Below are 15,801 nucleotides of genomic sequence, written 5' to 3'. Positions count from 1 at the left end.
CTTAGGGAATATAAATCTTATTAAGATATCTACAGATATCTTTTTGCGTTCTATCATCATTTTCATAAATAAAATGGTGCTCTAGACAGCATCTGGTGGGTGGGATGGTGACCTCTGGTTGAGAATGTTTTGGCTTGAATACTTCTGCTTTTCTATACAGATCTTAAACACCTTTTTAAAACTAAAATATATTTAATATATGGTGTCTTCGTGTTAACTCTTTCAACTTTACTAGATGAGAACTTTCATCTAATGTGGATTCATATTTTCTCGGTAATAACTTAATTTAGATTATCTATAATGCAGAGATCTTAAATTATAAATGCTATTTGGTGAGTGAAATATACCTTCAATGATTCCAACATTTGTGGTAAAAAACCCTTAGCTACCTCTTCATAGTGGGTAATTCTCCTTAGTATTTTTTATAGAATAGAAATAAATTTCTATTCTATAAACGATTACCGATTTAAAAAGTGCAGATGCATATGGTTTAGAAAAAGATTTTGTGAAAAATAAAATGGCAAACTATGAAGAAGCCAATCCAAAATTAAAAATTGAGATGAAAAAGGATATGGTGTAATCCAATGATGAGATCCTCCAGATTTATGAAGGTAAATAAAAAACTTACAAGAAAAGCTCCAATAATGGAATGAAAAGTAACAAGATCTAGCCATGAAGTGAAAAAAAGCATGGGGACGCAAAGGGGACATGGCTCCAAAACAGGGGGACATAAAGGGGACATCAGGATTTTAAAAGGGGACGTAAAAGGGACGTACATCAAAAAAAGGGGACGCAAAGGGGCCATTTAGCGACTTTGTTTGATATCACGGTTTTGCTAGGCTTTGCCTAGTCTATCGCACCCTGTGATAGCAAAAAACCCTTATGCTCTTCTCTCTTGTTTAGTGGAGAACTACAATTTACAGAAAAGAAACGAATGTCACGGATAAGTTTTTACGAAGCATTGATCCAGTTCCTATGTGAAAATTAATGAACTAATGAAAGAACATGGGATGTCTCGTCAAAGATTTTTGAAAGAACAATTTAAGTTATTCTCATTTTTTGAAGAGCAAACAGCACGAGAAAAAAGGCTAAAAGGTTTAATCGGTTAGAATGTTCAATTAATGAATCAAGGTTCGAAAACAATGGGGAAGATGAACAACATTTTATGTGAACTGATGGGAGATGTAGAGGGGGAATGGGAATAAGATGATGCATGATAACAACAAATTCTTGGATAGAGTTACTGAAGAGAATTGTTAAAAAAAGTGTGTAATCAATAATTAGATTAAATTAATATCTCTATAAAAAACTCATCAACTACATAATGTATACAGTATGTAGTTAGAAAGATAGCAGGAAGATAAAGCCTCTGTATTGAATGTGTATACAAATTGTATATACGAGGTGATAGGGTTGGGGAAATTAGATAAATACGCTCGTCAATCAAAAACAAAAGAACCAAGTAAGGTTTTGCCTATTCGTTTGCCACAAAGTATATATGAGCAATTTCGACAACTTTGTGATGAGTTAGGGTTATCTATGTCAGAAGCTGGATTCTTACTAATTAGAGAAGAATTAGAAGATAGTCTATACAATAAGACTACAAATGAAGTTGCTGTGACTACAGAGCGAATACAAAAGTCTATACATCCTGAGAGCATTTCATATACAAGAAATAATACAGGTAAACCTTCCTCTTTTTCTACAAGATGGACATCAATTAGTTACGAAGTTGAAAACGAATTGCCATGTCCCCTGTGTCATCAGTGGTATAGTAAAGCCAATTTTTCACGTCATGCAAAAAATCATAATACAACTACTAAAGAACTTTTAGAGAGCAATGAAGAGACAGTTTATACAATGATTAATGAACGAAAACTAACTATGTAAGGAAATATATAAATATTACATGTAACCTCTTAGATAGAAAAGCTTTGTACTTTTGGAGATTCAAGATAATTATGTCTTTACCCAAAAAACAGCTGTTAACTACCACATTTATACACTTTATTTATTGCCTTCCTATGTAACAATATTTCCTAAAAAGTTTATTTTCTCTAACTATTTCCTCACCTAAAAATGGGTAATAGATGATAAATTTTTTATGAAATTTAATATTATTGGACAAGCACACAAACAATTGATAGATAAATGAATAAAATATTGTATAAATAAAAAAAGGAGTGATTATTATAAAAAGCTATCGTCATTATAATAAAAACGATGAAGTATATTATGTAGACCCTTCTTACCCTTATAGAGGTTCATATAGCAAGAAAAATGACAATGAAAAATTCTTTGTTGAAAATCATACAATTGAAGGTTCTGGAACTAATTTAACAGGAAACATCCCATTAACTATCGCGGTTGCTGCTAACGCTATAGATCTAAATGTTTTTGAAGATTTTACTAAAAATCATAACAAAACGCTTCTCCAATTATCAGCTGTAACTACTGGTCTTACAGTGTCAATTTTTGTAAGAGGTTCTAGAATGCCTATCACAGCTACTATACCGGCAGGGTCTACACGAGCTTTTCAAGTTGAAAATTTTGAAAGATTAACTGTCTCTAACCCTTCTGCTACTACTGCTGGAACGCTAAATGTCTTTATTCAAAAAACATTTTGCATTGGTTGTAATAATCAAAATAAAAAACGTAACAAAAATTGTTATTTCTAAATATCAGCCATAATAAAAAACCACATTGGACAAGTTTTTCTTGGTCAATGTGGTTTTTTATTAGCAGTGGGTCCTGAATTTTGTAATTACCAAAAGTACATATACAATAAAAAGTTAGGGGGCATAAAGAAGGGTATTAACTTGAAAGTTAATACCCTTTCTTCCGTTACCTAGTTGTAAACTGTGAATATTAACACTCAAATGGCTTAATTGCTATAACTTTTACTGCATTTACATTTATTCTTATTGTAGTCTTTTTCATAAAAGACAACTTTATCTTTGCCATAATCTTTTTCATGTTTGTCTTTGCATTTATCTTTGCCATAATCTTTTTCATGTTTGTCTTTGCATTTATCTTTGCCATAATCTTTTTCATGTTTGTCTTTGCATTTACCTTTGCCATAATCTTTTTCATGTTTGTCTTTGCATTTATCTTTGCCATAATCTTTTTCATGTTTGTCTTTGCATTTATCTTTGCCATAATCTTTCTCATGTTTGTCTTTGCATTTATCCTTGCCATGGTCTTTTTCATGTTTACTTTTATTTTTGCGAAGGTCAAACATCGCTTTTAAACAGTGTTTACTTTCATCATTTTGATCATAATAAAATTTAGTCAAGTGAATTCCCTACCTTTATTTAAAATTGGTGTTTCTATATATTCTATTTTTGAATAGAAAAATTGCTTGTACATTCGGAAAAAAGTGGCTTTTAAACTATTTTTAACTTAATCGTTAAAAATGATAGAGGAAGAACTGAGTAGAAATTAGTAAACAAAAGAGAATTTACGAGCTTAAAGTTAGGAAAAGATGAAGGGTAAAATTAAGAAGTTATAGACGAATAGGTCATTAAACTCCCGCATGTTGCAGAAAAATAGCTTGAAAATAAATTTATTTATATATTCCTAACTCTTTACCCCATGTTGAAATTTTTTCAAGATGGTAACTTAAGAGCTCACCTTCACGGTTATCAGCAATCCTTCTTAGTTGAGTGTGAAGTCCTCTTTCTAAAGTTCGTTGAAGATAAGCCATTTTATAAAGAGTCATTGGATTTGTTTTAAAGGAAATTCCGTATTTCTTCATTTCATCCACGTATATCTGTACACATTGAGTGCGTATTTTCTCTGCGTTTGGCTGCCAATCCTTTCTGAAGCCAAGCAATAGTTCTACTAATACAACCATGTCAAACCAGACTGGAGAGTATTTGGCTGACTCCCAATCAATCAATTGAATATTCCAGGGTGTATTTTGAGTAACCTTTTTGCTACATATATTTTGCATATGAAGATCACCATGGGTAATAGATGATCCATTTTCAATTAGTTCAGGAAAGAAATCGGGTCCTTTATTATATAGCTTGATTAATGATGGGTAATAAGGTTTTATTATATGGTTAATACGATTGTCTCTCATCGCAGCATCTAGTAGGTCAATTGTTTGATTCATATATTTGATTCTATTCTTTTTCATAGAAGTATAAACAGGAAGCCAATCTTTCCAAATAGTTTTATCTCTTTTGAATCTACTTTCAAAAGTCTGACCATGAAGTTTAGCTATGCTGGGAATAATATATTGAAAATGAGAAGGAGAGAAGGTTAATTGTCCACGTATCTGGTTCACGAATTCCATGAATACCCATGTTTCATTTTTCACCGTTTCTATGAGGTAAATACCAGGCAAAAACTCTTTTAAAATTGGATAAGCTTTTTTATAGATATTAATTTCCACTTCGTTTTTGTAAGCTTTAGAATCGTAAACCTTAAAGATAATTGGATGATAACTATTCTGTTTTTGAACCAGTAGTTTATATACACTACTTCGTTTTGTTGATTTTAAACACTTGATTTCTGAAGGAACAATTGTGATTTTCTCACCAATAGAGTAAGAAAGTTTTTCAGCTAATCTTAAATCTTTAAACTGATGATGTAGAGTTTTAGAATCATACACAGTATTCATTCCTTTCGTTTGGATTTCCAGGCATTAATTAGATGAGAGCATGCGCTTCTGAAAAATGGCATTGGATCATTCCATGCAAATAAAGCAAACTCTTTTTGACCTTGTAATCCCTGGTAAAAATCTTTAAAAGTCATCTCTGATTTTTTTTTCTTTTGAAGAAAAGTAAGATAATATCTTACAAGATAAATCCATTTAATACCGTCTATTTGATTCAATCTAGGTTCTGGATTTTGATTAGTTAGATATAAATAATACATGTAGACAAAATCAATGCCTGAAGGGCCTGTGAGGCTATGAGTAAGCCAAAAGCGAGGGTTTATTTCAATGAATTTATAAGTTCCATCTCTCGGATCTTTCTTGAATTCAGCCATCCCGATACCTTTAAGCTTTATTTCTTCAAAAAATGGAACACATACATCAATAAGTTCAGGAACTCTTTTACTGACAATATGAGCACCTGTTCCAAATTCCGCAGGAAATTGATGATTCTTTTGTAGAGAAAATAACCCAAGTAACTTCATATTGTCATCATAGAAAGTGGCTACTTTATAAAAACACTGGTTATCTCCAGGAATTAATTCTTGAATAATTAACTGTCCGCATTCCCTATAAAAAGGATATTCACTCCTTAACTCCTCAGGATTTTCAAATACAATTGCTTTTTTATTAATTTTTTTTCTGAATTCATGGCCGAGAACAGGTTTTAAAATACAAGGAAAATCAAGAGATGAAATAGCATCTTCAAGTTCTTCTTTATTATCTATTACATATGTTCTCGGACATGGAATATTATGCTTGATGGCGAGTTCATAAGTTTTGTTTTTATCAAGTACTTGTTCAATTAAAGAATCATCGGGAAATAAAAATAAGAAATATTTTAGCAATTCATCTCGATTTTTCGAGATGAATTGTACATAGTCATCTGCTCCTGTATATAGGACGGGCTTTGAACCAATCTTCTTAGATAGGTCAATTAAGAAATCTAATAGCTTTTTTTCTTCCGTTAAAGGACTAGGACATATACCACAAGTAGCGAGGCGTGATTTTCCTATTTTATATGGTTTTTTCGTGTCAAAAGCGTACACTTTTATCCCTTTTTTGGCTAAACTTCTAATAATGCCAACCCCGTTAGCACTTAAGTCAAGGATAACTGCAGAATGTTCATGTTTCATACCTTAATTCATCTCCCAAAAATTGATGTACAAATGTTTTATTTTTCCTACCATACTATCTATGCTTAAGTGTTTTTTTGCGAAAATTTTAGCGTTTGTACTCATTTTATTTCGAGTTTCTTTATTTGTAATCAGATATTTTAATGCATTAGCTAATTTTTCAGAATTTCCAGGTTCTACAATAATTCCTGTTTTATTATTCGTTATGAGCTCAGGGATGCCTCCGCAATTTGTGGAAATTACGGCAGTTCCACTATGCATAGCTTCAATTATGGAAAGAGGTAAGCTATCGTTGATTGTTGGGAGTACAAAGATGTCGGTTTTACTTAAAAGTAAGGGTACGTCGTCTCTAGATCCTAAGAATTTGACCATGGACAAACCTAGAGCTTTTTTCTGCTTTTCTAATGTTTTCCTCATTTGTCCATCACCAACAATTAACACTTCAATATTAGTAGTATATTTTTTTATGCGTGACAGCGCTTCAAATAAATGGTTATGTCCTTTTCGTGGTCCAAGTCTAGCTACGCATGTAATAGTAAGCTTGTGTGAAGACGTTGCTTTTTCTTGCCTTTGGTTAATTGGATAATCAATTCCCGTAATGACTGTGGTTATATTTCGATTTTTTGCCCCTAATTTTATTAATGGTTCACGAAATGAATCACTAAGAACAATAATATGACTTGCATATGTTATCGCTTTACTTTCAAGTTCTTTAAAATACGCTTCTTCAACAGAATCTTTTTTGATTATGTTAAATTTTAGCCTGTTAAATGTGAACATGCCATGAGGTGTATAAAATAAGGGTTTTCTATAGGCTTCATTAAATCTTCCTAAGATATTTGCTGTAAATAAATCTTGAGCATGAAGGATATCGTATTTTTCTAAGTCTACGGTTTCAAGCATTTTCTCGTATACATATATAAGTCTTTTATGATTTAAAATTCGATCATTATAACTTCCATAGCGCTTGGTGAAGAAACTTTTTAAATTTGGAGTAACACTTTCTCGAAGCTTTTTTACTTTAGAAGTTGAGAATTGATTAGGAGAAATAACGTCTACTTTATGTCCTTGACTCCTTAAACCTGTACTTAGAGTAGTAATATAATTAGAAAGACCTCCTACATGAGGAAAGCTCCAAAATGTAGCAATTAAAATAGAAAGTTTCTTTTTTGTACCTTTTTTGGAAATATTTATTTTTTTTGGTTGTTCCGTTGAAACAAATTTTTTTGAAGAATGTGATTTAAGTCCATAATGTTGGTCTAATCTTTCGACTATATAAGGATAGGGGAAAGTAATTTCATTGTTCATTTCCAAACCCTCCGTATAATTTCGAAAGCTTCAGCATAAGGCACGCCAACACTCATCCCCCGTAGTTTTCCTAAGTACTCAATGCCTTCATAAGAACGAGGGTGAGGGAAATCTCTCATTTCAATATCGTAATGTCTAAGAGCATTGAGTTTATAGTCCATCTGTGCTGTAACATCTACAAAATAATTTGGTTTGAATATTTTATCAGGTGTGGAAGCATTCCATTCACTAGACGAGACCGTTTCAAAGGTAATTAACTCTATAGGGGGAGTATTAGGAAGGGGTCTAGCTGCAGTTAGTACTGCTTGAAAAGTGACCTGGTGATCTTTATTTAGATCCCCGTAGTGATGTGTAAAGATCTTCACCGGTTTATATTTCTGAATGAGCTGCTCAATTTCTTTTGTTAATTCATGAAGGGGAATCATTTCTAACTCTAAATTGACATGCTCAAGAAATATTACCTCATCAATCCCAATTTCTTTGTTAGCAAGCCGTCCAAATTGCTGGATATGATGAGCTTCTTCCTTTCTCCCTAAAGCAGTAATTACTGAAATTACTTTATAGCCTGCATCTACAAGTTTTTTTAATGTTCCTGCGGTTCCTAACAGCTCGTCATCAGGATGAGCCCCAATTACTAGTATATAATTGCTCATATTTGTTCCTCCCGTAGCTTTTTCAACTATACTTGTACTATAAACAATATATGGAGCTATTCAGATATTAGAAACCGGCATTGGCGGAAAATTAAAAATTAAGTAGTTATATACCAATTATTCACAAAAGACCTATACATTAATAACCTTATTATGTAAAGCAGTGAATGAAGGGACGGGAAGAACCCTTTCTTTAATGCTATAATGCCAATTTTCAAGATTGGTTCTAAATCATTTGTCTTAAGGATGGTTAATATTAAAAATTAATTGGAATTAAAAGAGTTTACTTCATAGAAATAAGACCTGTTACTGGATGTTAACAGGTCTTATTGATTTATTAAGATTTATACTATTAGTATTTAGAACTTGATTTCCATAAATTTATGACTCTGATTTTCTTACAAGTATCGTTGCAAGGATTGTGGTCTTCATGTGTCTCATGCTTCTTACAAGCCTCTTTGGAAGAACTATGCTGGTCATGTTTTTCATGCTTTTTGCAAGGTTTTTTCTGAGCTTCCTCTGCATAATCCCAATCTTCTTTATATTTCATACTGATATCACCTCTTTTTCTTACTATAGTATGTAACTCTTAGTAACAGGAGAGGGTGCCTGTCTTGGGTTTCATCAAAAAAATTTTAGAAAATTATATGTAAATAGATAACTATACAAGCATCTTAATTCTAAAGGAATAGAATAATAAATGGGGAAGGGGGGAGAGCATGGGAAAACCTTATTTTCATTATCGTAGGGATGATAGCGAAGATTATAGATTACCGGAAATAACTTTCTTTAAAAGATACAATACAAAAGAGAGTCTGTCTCTTGATTTTAAAATGAGTAACCACAATAATGCTCAATATGTTTCAACTAATAGCGTTAAAAAAAGTGATCTTCTGAGTGAAAAAGCATTGGGGGATCCTTCAGAGGTATCAATAAGAGAAAAAGAGAACGTATTTATGGATTTTAAAAGGTATGCGGTAGTTGGGCAAGGGAAAGATGGAGTTATTTATCAATTGACTCCTGATCGATGTGTAAAGGTATTTTTTAAGGAAGAAGTATATAAAAAGGAGTTAAAAGCCATACAAGTTGGGCAGTCGTCTTCTATTATTCCTCGTCTCTACGGTTATGGATCAAATTACATAGTCATGGAGTATGTAGACGGAATTTCCTTGGCAAAACATCTAAAGAAAAATAGGTATATAACAAAGTCTTTAGTTATGCAACTTATAAATCTCATTGATGAATTGAAAAAATTAAACTTTAGTAGACAAGATACAGAATTACGGCATGTCCTAATGAATGAACAGGGAGATTTGAAAGTAATTGATCTTAAAAGAGCGTTTAGTTCTAATCGACCTATTCCGATTAAGTTGCTAACTGAATTGAAGGAATTAAAGTTATCAAAAAAATTTTTAACCTATGTTAAAGATATTCGTCCGTCTCTTTATCAGAAATGGAGAACATTTGATGAGAGGTAAATTTTTTAATCAGTAGCTAACATCATTAATTGTAGCAACAATAATTGTGTGTCAATATGCTTATTGTTGCTACAAGTTATAGAATGAAAGCATTGGTATGCCACCTCTTATAGAACATAAATATTAGTGTTATGTCTTATATTAGGTATCAGTTATTGTATAAGTTGACTGATCACCGACTGGGAGGGTAGCAATAACAATATTGGTTGCCCCGTCAATTACCGATACTATACTATTTTCCTCATTCGTGACGTGAATTTGATTATTACTTCCGTTAATATCAATCATAGATGGCTGTTCCATGACAGGTACTATCCCAATAACAGCGTTTGTTCCAGCATCAATAACGGACACTGTATGACTATTTTTATTTGCTACGTAAATTCGATTGTTGGATAAATTAGTCCCTACGTCTGTAGGTTGGTCACCTACTGGAACTGTAGCCATTATTGTATTCGTTAATCCGTCAATAACGGAAACTGTGTTTTTAAACTTATTAGCGACATAAATTCGATTGATATAAGGATGAACATCTAGGTTAATTGGATGAGTTTCTACAGGAATTGTAGCAACAACAATGTTGGTTGCCCCATCAATGACGGATACTGTGTCACTGCCTGCGTTAGTTATATAAACCCTATCCATATAGGGGTTAATTCCTACACCCGATGGTTGCCCTCCAACTGGAATAATACCAATAACTGTATTTGTAACGGCATCAATGACAGAAACTGTATTATCTCCTTTATTAGTCACGTAAATTCGATTAGTAGATGAGTTCCCATTTACATTTACTGGTTGACGACCTACGCTTATAGTCGTAATTAACTCATCTGTGACCCCATCAACAACAGAAACCGTATTATTATCCTCATTCGTCATGTAAATTTGGTTATTAGATGATTTTCCTTGTGAAGATGGAAAATCAACCGCAACATGTACAGCCTTCGCTTTTTTTCCCATTTTACTCAACTCTTTTCATAAATACTGTTAAGAAAATTGTTGAAAACATAAGGTACTTACCTTATGTACAAATATATGATGCTAAATTTATTTTATTATCTTAAATTTTAAAAAAACTAAGGATCTATTTTATGACTAATATTAAATAGATCCTTAGTTTTTTATTTATATAAATAAAGTATATGTTATTAAAAAAACTAAATATCATCTGAAAATAGGTGGAGGAATTGTTTCCTTTTAGGCCAGCGTTGCATATGTTGTTATGAAATAAAACCTTATTAAAAGGAGCGATGTATATGAGCGATTCACAAAAAAATCCTGAGATTGTGCCAAATAAGTTAATGGATTTATTAGTAAACGATGTTTTTTCTAAACATGGTATAGATAAAGAGCAAATCAAAGGAAGACTATCTGAAGAAAAAAAACAAATGCTTAAAGAAATGGTTGAAGATTTATCAAAACGAGTGGATGAATTTGTTAAGCAAACAAAGGATAATAATAACAAAAAATAAATTATAACACTTCTAAACGCCATTCAATAGGCGTTTTTGTTGTTTTTGAAAATGGTTGAACTCATTAGTCGATTGGCCCAATCCTATTGATTGGTATGTTCATATATTAATACATACCATGAAAAAGGAGTGTTAGTTATGTCATCTAAAAAGTATTATTCTTACGATGTAAAGAAAAAGTGCAAAAACAGACATAAAAAAGATGATTCTAAGAAGCATTGTAAAGATGGCTGTAAAGTAGATCACTATGAAAGTGAATCTACAGAGTACGATTACTATAATAATCGTGAGAGTTTTGAAAGCCCTGAGGTTTTTGATGCAGAAGTAGTTCAAGATGCGGATCAACTTTCTTTAATTGATCAAGAATCTGATGAATTAATTTGGATTAAAGATTCTTGTGATATTACTGTTCATACAACAGATACTCAAGCTGCTATATCTATTCAAGTAGCTATTCAAGTGGCTATTGCAATAGTACTTCGCATTACTATTGGGGATAGCGCTGAAGACAATGGTGTTTTTCAAGACTTATTACAATTGTCTGATATAGAGCAAACAAACAAACAAAAAATCTATATTGAAAATTCTAAAGATGTTGAAATTAGAACTACTGATACAGATGTTGCCCTTAACATTCAATTATTGTTACAAGTACTAGTTGCTATTATCGTACTTGTAGATATTTTTTAATTAAAAACTAAAAGAGGTGAAAAAAATGAGTGAGAGAAAATGGAGAGCACTTGATCATTGTGAAAATAAACGATTTAGTGGAGAAGATATTTTCCAGGAAGCAGAGCAAATTGCTAAGACAGAACAACTTTCTTTTGAGAAGATCATTGTTAAGGATTCAGAAGGTGTTAGGGTACACACAACAGATACCCAAGTTGCAGCTACTATCCAGGCGGCTTTACAGGTAGCTATCGCCGTAGTAGTTCGTATTACTATCGGGGATTCGGAGCAAGCGGATGGTGTACTTGAAGAGTTAAAACAGGTTTCTAGTATTAAACAAAAAAATGCTCAAAAAACAATTATTGAAAACTCCACAAATATAAGGGTTACGACTACTGATACGGACGTAGCTGTAAACCTTCAATTATTACTTCAAGTCTTAGTGGCTATCTTGGTTTCGTTAGATATTCTCTAATAGAAAAAATTAAAAATAGTCAGATAATCTATTCAATTAACTTCTCTCTGGAATCTATTCGGTTATTTAAATAGTATTGCAAGAGTCAGCCATAGAATTTTAACTTGTGAATGCATTTAGCTAAATTTATTCGCTACCCTCTTACCGATTATAAGAGAAGAGGTAAAATGCTTCTCTCCGTAAGGGGGGCTTTTTTATTTGGATTTTAGAATTAACTTCTAACTAATCTTAAATGTAGATGCTAGTTAAACAAATTCCTCTAAGTATATAGTGCTTCCCTTGTTGTTTAAAACAAATACATTTCTTACGTAGAGGGGACAATGTCATATTTTTTGTATGAAAATTTTTAATTTATTCTAATAATATCTTATCAAGCTAAATTATTTTAAATAATAATTTTATCTAAATTCTATAAAGCTAAAGATTTTCAGTGTATACCATGTTCCCTTCCGTACAATTTTCATTAATAAATGAGGTTAATCAGTCCATTCGCGAAATGTGTAGTAATTTTGCATAAAATAATAATGGGACACAGACGAGAATTATCTACCCTTATTCCATTTGATATTAACGTTTGGTCCAGCCCTAAATATACAGTAGGAATAATTTTAAACTTCTCTTTTAAGTTTTTTGATCCGTGCAGTGGCAATTAATTATAAATTACGCCTATATACGTAGTTTGTAAGTTTATGTAATGGTTTTAAATTAATTGTGTAGGCCTTCTTAGAATCAACTAATCTGCATCAAATACAAGTAAATGTTTTTTAATACAATTTTTCCCGCTCTCTTTTAACTTTTAATTAAATTTAAAAGAGTACTATTAATAGAATTAATAGTACTCTGCGTTATTTTTTACACTTTCAGCTATATGCAGTGGTAATTCTTCAAGTTTGGAATGCAGCCGTTTTATTGCATCCCGTCCTAAATGTTTTCTTTTAGTATAGTAAGCACATATGGAAATTTCGTAATCAAGAAGATAATCATACACATGATAGTCGACAAAAAGAATATCTTCTTGAGGGAAAGGTATCTCTTTACCTTGCACTGCATACATCAAAGCTATATTATTTTTAGATCTAATTCGATGAATTTTTGCAAGATGATATAAAGGTTCGGCTCTAGTAGGTCTATAATCCCAAGCTTTTTGAAAATAAATCGTAGATAAAGAGAACAACTGCTCTTCTTGAAGAGTTAGGTTATCTATAGCTAATTGATTAACAGCCGATTTGTTTTCTTCGGATTCTTTAATTAGCTGCCCGCGCTCAAAGGAAGATATATTGGCTAAACGTTCATAACACGAACCAATTTGTAATAGAGAATAAAATACTTCTTCTACCCATCCACCGGATTCGACCCTTTTCTTATACCATTTGATGGCTTCTCCAAGTTCATTTAGACACGAGAATGTTTGTGCTAAGTAAAACATATATCTAACTTTTAAATCTGGTGGGGTTTTTTCATCGTAAATTCCTTCTAATAATAACTGTTTATCTCGTTCGAACTTATCACCCCTACTACCACCATCTGTTTGATCATAGATAATTAGACTATCGATTCTTCCCTGTGTACCTGAGTAATTTAGTTGGTCCGCCCTTAGCCTAGAATGATCTATATCCCAATATTCATGTGTAACTCCAACAGATTTCCATGGTAAAGAGGTTTTAAGAAGACGAATAAGCCAATATTTTATTTGATTATCATCTTGCATAGTAAGATATAAATCACTTTCTAAGCTGGACTTGTCAAAGTTAGGCTGCACTTCCAAGACCATATCAGCATCAAGCAAAAATAAATAATCTGCCTCTGGATAAGTCTCTTGTGCCAAAGATGCAGCTAAGGTTCGGTTATATCCAAAATTTTTGAAAGGTTCATGGTGAACAGTGCCAGGTATATTATTTTCCTTACACCAGTTTTTAATAATTTCCGGTGTATTATCAGTAGAACCCGTATCACAAATAGAAATAAAATCAATAATGGATTTACTTGCATTTAAACATCTTTCTATAATGCTTGATTCGTTTTTTACAATCATACAAAGACATAATTTCTTTTCGGGTTTTTTAGGCCCCATTGTTTTTGATGTGCTTTTTTCCAATATTCTAAGCCCCCTCTGTTATTGTCATAAAGGTTTATTCCTAATAGTTACATATTTTTCAAAACTTTAAACATATAACACAAACAGTAAAAAATCGTTTTTCTTAGTTCCACTCTTTTTAAAGGAAAAGAGAGTACGTGAAATAATGTCAGAATCTTTCCTCTTGGAAGAGTATAAGATGGAACTTCACAATTAGAATATTCGAGTAAGGGGTGCTTAGTATTTGAATTTCTTTTTCTCATTTTTTAGTATCCTATCCTTTTCATTCACAGTTATCCAGAGAATTTTTAGATTGAAATATATTCATCTAATAATATAAAATTATACAGTGAATTCTTTCCGATAATAATTCATTGTTTCTTCTAATCCTTCTTTTAAGGTATAATGTGGTTCCCAGTTCAGTATTTGTTTTGCCTTTGTGTTGTCTAACCTACTATGGAGTATATCACCGGAACGTATTGGTTCGTTGATAGGAGATTCAGTGATGAATAGAGAGGGATTAAGGGATAAGAGTAATTGATACAACTCTTTAATGCTCGTCTTTTCATTGCAACCTATATTAATAATCTGATTTTTGCCTTTTGAAATGGCTCTAATGTTTGCTTTAGCCACATCTTTTACAAATATAAAATCACGTGTTTGTTCACCAGTTCCATATATAACTGGCGCTTCCTTTTTTAAAATTTTTTTACAAAAAATTGAAACAACTCCACCCTCCCCTGAAATGCTTTGTTTAGGTCCATATACATTGGCATACCTTAAAACAGTATAATTTAAATTATACAAAGAATGGTATGCCTTCATATACAATTCTGCCACGGATTTTGAAATCCCATAAAAGGATAAAGGACTAACTGGAAAAGATTCTTTTATGCTGCAGTCCTCTGTAACACCATATACTGCAGATGAAGAAGAATAAATAATTTTTTTAACTTTATATTTATGACAGCAATTTAATAAGTTAATGGTTCCTAAAATATTTATAGAGGCATCATTTTTAGGGTTTTTAATGGAACTATTGACATCTACCTGAGCAGCTACGTGGATCACTATTTCAGGTTTTTCTTCTTCGAAAATCTGTTGTAAATCGGTTGACTGAATATCCATCTTATAGAAAGGAATATCTCTAGGTAGAAATGATTTTTTACCCGTAGAGAAATTATCCACAATAACGACTTGATATCCTTCTTCTAGTAATTGTTCAACTATATGAGAACCAATAAATCCAGCTCCACCAGTAACTAGTACTTTCATCAAAGCCCCCTCATTTCTAAATTATAGTTAGTTACATTAAGAATCAATAATCCAGTTTATTATAGGAGAATATAAACCGAGGTTTCTTTCAGTTCTTTATAATCCCATCTAACAATACTTTATGAAATAGTTAAGATGAAATAACTAAAATTTTATCACTCGCTATGATGGTGATAAATTGACCATTTTATTCCAATCTAATGTAAATGAAATTGTTAAGCTTACTATAAGGGCAATACGATTATGGTCTCGGGAAATTATGAATGTTAAATATACTTTTAAAATTCGAGACTAAAATTTCTTCATAAATGTAATTTATTCGTGTATAAACCAAAATATATCAAAAGTTCGGATTTAAACGTTCTCAGTGTTTCTACAACATTCCTTTAAATCATCGCGTCTTAGGTAGCAATAAGAGTTAGAAAGAGAAGATAACTGTTAATTTCGATTTTCTGGGTAATTTTAAAACTTAAATGTCTAGTGGGTAAGAGAAATAGCTTAAATCTTATGCCTTCAAACTATTGCCTTGCATAATTTTTCATTCGCTTTGGCAAGGGTTCCGAAATAAAATCGATTTATATTTTGTATAATA

General features: G+C 31.8%; 15 protein-coding genes. 6 read left to right on the top strand and 9 right to left on the bottom strand.

Features of this window, described 5'->3' with window-relative positions; genetic code table 11:
- The first annotated feature begins 1,413 nt into the window (after positions 1 to 1,413).
- Both ACFX4R_RS25785 and ACFX4R_RS25780 read left to right on the top strand, forming a co-directional pair.
- Complete coding sequence (locus tag ACFX4R_RS25785) at positions 1,414 to 1,890, top strand: hypothetical protein (RefSeq protein WP_221778291.1); 477 nt, start codon at positions 1,414 to 1,416, stop codon at positions 1,888 to 1,890.
- A 293-nt stretch (positions 1,891 to 2,183) separates the two neighbouring features.
- Positions 2,184 to 2,678 (top strand): exosporium protein D, encoded by a 495-nt coding sequence (locus ACFX4R_RS25780; protein ID WP_377570992.1) that lies wholly within the window; start codon positions 2,184 to 2,186, stop codon positions 2,676 to 2,678.
- A gap of 206 nt (positions 2,679 to 2,884) precedes the next feature.
- Here ACFX4R_RS25780 and ACFX4R_RS25775 read toward each other — a convergent pair whose 3' ends face one another.
- The 6 genes from ACFX4R_RS25775 to ACFX4R_RS25750 all read right to left on the bottom strand — a co-directional run bounded on the left by ACFX4R_RS25775 (position 2,885) and on the right by ACFX4R_RS25750 (position 8,313).
- Complete coding sequence (locus ACFX4R_RS25775) at positions 2,885 to 3,295, bottom strand: hypothetical protein (RefSeq protein ID WP_377570989.1); 411 nt, start codon at positions 3,293 to 3,295, stop codon at positions 2,885 to 2,887.
- A 270-nt stretch (positions 3,296 to 3,565) separates the two neighbouring features.
- Positions 3,566 to 4,621 (bottom strand): protein kinase family protein, encoded by a 1,056-nt coding sequence (locus ACFX4R_RS25770; protein WP_377570986.1) that lies wholly within the window; start codon positions 4,619 to 4,621, stop codon positions 3,566 to 3,568.
- Between the two features lie 5 nt (positions 4,622 to 4,626).
- Positions 4,627 to 5,802, bottom strand: a complete 1,176-nt coding sequence (locus tag ACFX4R_RS25765; protein ID WP_377570984.1) for a carboxylate--amine ligase — start codon at positions 5,800 to 5,802, stop codon at positions 4,627 to 4,629.
- A gap of 3 nt (positions 5,803 to 5,805) precedes the next feature.
- The gene (locus tag ACFX4R_RS25760; protein WP_377570982.1) at positions 5,806 to 7,110 is read right to left on the bottom strand and encodes a glycosyltransferase family 4 protein; all 1,305 of its coding nucleotides are present in this window, start codon (positions 7,108 to 7,110) and stop codon (positions 5,806 to 5,808) included.
- Positions 7,107 to 7,763 (bottom strand): PIG-L deacetylase family protein, encoded by a 657-nt coding sequence (locus ACFX4R_RS25755; protein WP_377570979.1) that lies wholly within the window; start codon positions 7,761 to 7,763, stop codon positions 7,107 to 7,109. The genes ACFX4R_RS25760 and ACFX4R_RS25755 overlap by 4 nt, the downstream gene beginning before the upstream one ends.
- A gap of 352 nt (positions 7,764 to 8,115) precedes the next feature.
- Positions 8,116 to 8,313, bottom strand: a complete 198-nt coding sequence (locus tag ACFX4R_RS25750) for a hypothetical protein (protein WP_377570977.1) — start codon at positions 8,311 to 8,313, stop codon at positions 8,116 to 8,118.
- 169 nt (positions 8,314 to 8,482) lie between these two features.
- Here ACFX4R_RS25750 and ACFX4R_RS25745 point away from each other — a divergent pair, with 169 nt between their 5' ends.
- Positions 8,483 to 9,241, top strand: coding sequence for a hypothetical protein (locus tag ACFX4R_RS25745; protein WP_377570974.1), 759 nt, complete (start codon positions 8,483 to 8,485; stop codon positions 9,239 to 9,241).
- Between the two features lie 141 nt (positions 9,242 to 9,382).
- On the opposite strand, the gene ACFX4R_RS25740 is transcribed toward ACFX4R_RS25745, so the two are convergent.
- Positions 9,383 to 10,204, bottom strand: coding sequence for a YncE family protein (locus ACFX4R_RS25740; RefSeq protein WP_377570971.1), 822 nt, complete (start codon positions 10,202 to 10,204; stop codon positions 9,383 to 9,385).
- A gap of 296 nt (positions 10,205 to 10,500) precedes the next feature.
- Here ACFX4R_RS25740 and ACFX4R_RS25735 point away from each other — a divergent pair, with 296 nt between their 5' ends.
- The 3 genes from ACFX4R_RS25735 to ACFX4R_RS25725 all read left to right on the top strand — a co-directional run bounded on the left by ACFX4R_RS25735 (position 10,501) and on the right by ACFX4R_RS25725 (position 11,860).
- Complete coding sequence (locus tag ACFX4R_RS25735; protein ID WP_165574671.1) at positions 10,501 to 10,716, top strand: spore coat protein; 216 nt, start codon at positions 10,501 to 10,503, stop codon at positions 10,714 to 10,716.
- A 138-nt stretch (positions 10,717 to 10,854) separates the two neighbouring features.
- Complete coding sequence (locus ACFX4R_RS25730; protein ID WP_377570968.1) at positions 10,855 to 11,406, top strand: spore coat protein; 552 nt, start codon at positions 10,855 to 10,857, stop codon at positions 11,404 to 11,406.
- 25 nt (positions 11,407 to 11,431) lie between these two features.
- On the top strand, positions 11,432 to 11,860 hold the full coding sequence (locus ACFX4R_RS25725; RefSeq protein ID WP_328236134.1) for a spore coat protein: 429 nt from the start codon (positions 11,432 to 11,434) through the stop codon (positions 11,858 to 11,860).
- Positions 11,861 to 12,689: 829 nt separating this feature from the next.
- On the opposite strand, the gene ACFX4R_RS25720 is transcribed toward ACFX4R_RS25725, so the two are convergent.
- Positions 12,690 to 13,931, bottom strand: a complete 1,242-nt coding sequence (locus ACFX4R_RS25720; protein ID WP_377571010.1) for a glycosyltransferase — start codon at positions 13,929 to 13,931, stop codon at positions 12,690 to 12,692.
- Between the two features lie 345 nt (positions 13,932 to 14,276).
- On the bottom strand, positions 14,277 to 15,209 hold the full coding sequence (locus ACFX4R_RS25715; RefSeq protein ID WP_377570964.1) for an NAD-dependent epimerase/dehydratase family protein: 933 nt from the start codon (positions 15,207 to 15,209) through the stop codon (positions 14,277 to 14,279).
- Positions 15,210 to 15,801: the final 592 nt, after the last annotated feature.

Origin of the sequence: Priestia sp. YIM B13490 (assembly GCF_042787735.1) — a bacterium.
In the GTDB taxonomy this organism is placed as follows: Bacteria; Bacillota; Bacilli; order Bacillales; family Bacillaceae_H; genus Priestia; species Priestia megaterium.
Note: the sequence above shows the minus strand (reverse complement) of the source record. Positions and strands in the feature narration are given on the sequence as shown.

What these genes read in the sequence shown, in the direction of transcription:
- ACFX4R_RS25765 (WP_377570984.1), bottom strand. Translation starts at nt 5,802, where the DNA reads ATGAAACATGAACATTCTGCAGTTATCCTTGACTTAAGTGCTAACGGG.
- ACFX4R_RS25760 (WP_377570982.1), bottom strand. Translation starts at nt 7,110, where the DNA reads ATGAACAATGAAATTACTTTCCCCTATCCTTATATAGTCGAAAGATTA.
- ACFX4R_RS25755 (WP_377570979.1), bottom strand. Translation starts at nt 7,763, where the DNA reads ATGAGCAATTATATACTAGTAATTGGGGCTCATCCTGATGACGAGCTG.
- ACFX4R_RS25750 (WP_377570977.1), bottom strand. Translation starts at nt 8,313, where the DNA reads ATGAAATATAAAGAAGATTGGGATTATGCAGAGGAAGCTCAGAAAAAA.
- ACFX4R_RS25745 (WP_377570974.1), top strand. Translation starts at nt 8,483, where the DNA reads ATGGGAAAACCTTATTTTCATTATCGTAGGGATGATAGCGAAGATTAT.
- ACFX4R_RS25740 (WP_377570971.1), bottom strand. Translation starts at nt 10,204, where the DNA reads ATGGGAAAAAAAGCGAAGGCTGTACATGTTGCGGTTGATTTTCCATCT.
- ACFX4R_RS25735 (WP_165574671.1), top strand. Translation starts at nt 10,501, where the DNA reads ATGAGCGATTCACAAAAAAATCCTGAGATTGTGCCAAATAAGTTAATG.
- ACFX4R_RS25730 (WP_377570968.1), top strand. Translation starts at nt 10,855, where the DNA reads ATGTCATCTAAAAAGTATTATTCTTACGATGTAAAGAAAAAGTGCAAA.
- ACFX4R_RS25725 (WP_328236134.1), top strand. Translation starts at nt 11,432, where the DNA reads ATGAGTGAGAGAAAATGGAGAGCACTTGATCATTGTGAAAATAAACGA.
- ACFX4R_RS25720 (WP_377571010.1), bottom strand. Translation starts at nt 13,931, where the DNA reads ATGGGGCCTAAAAAACCCGAAAAGAAATTATGTCTTTGTATGATTGTA.
- ACFX4R_RS25715 (WP_377570964.1), bottom strand. Translation starts at nt 15,209, where the DNA reads ATGAAAGTACTAGTTACTGGTGGAGCTGGATTTATTGGTTCTCATATA.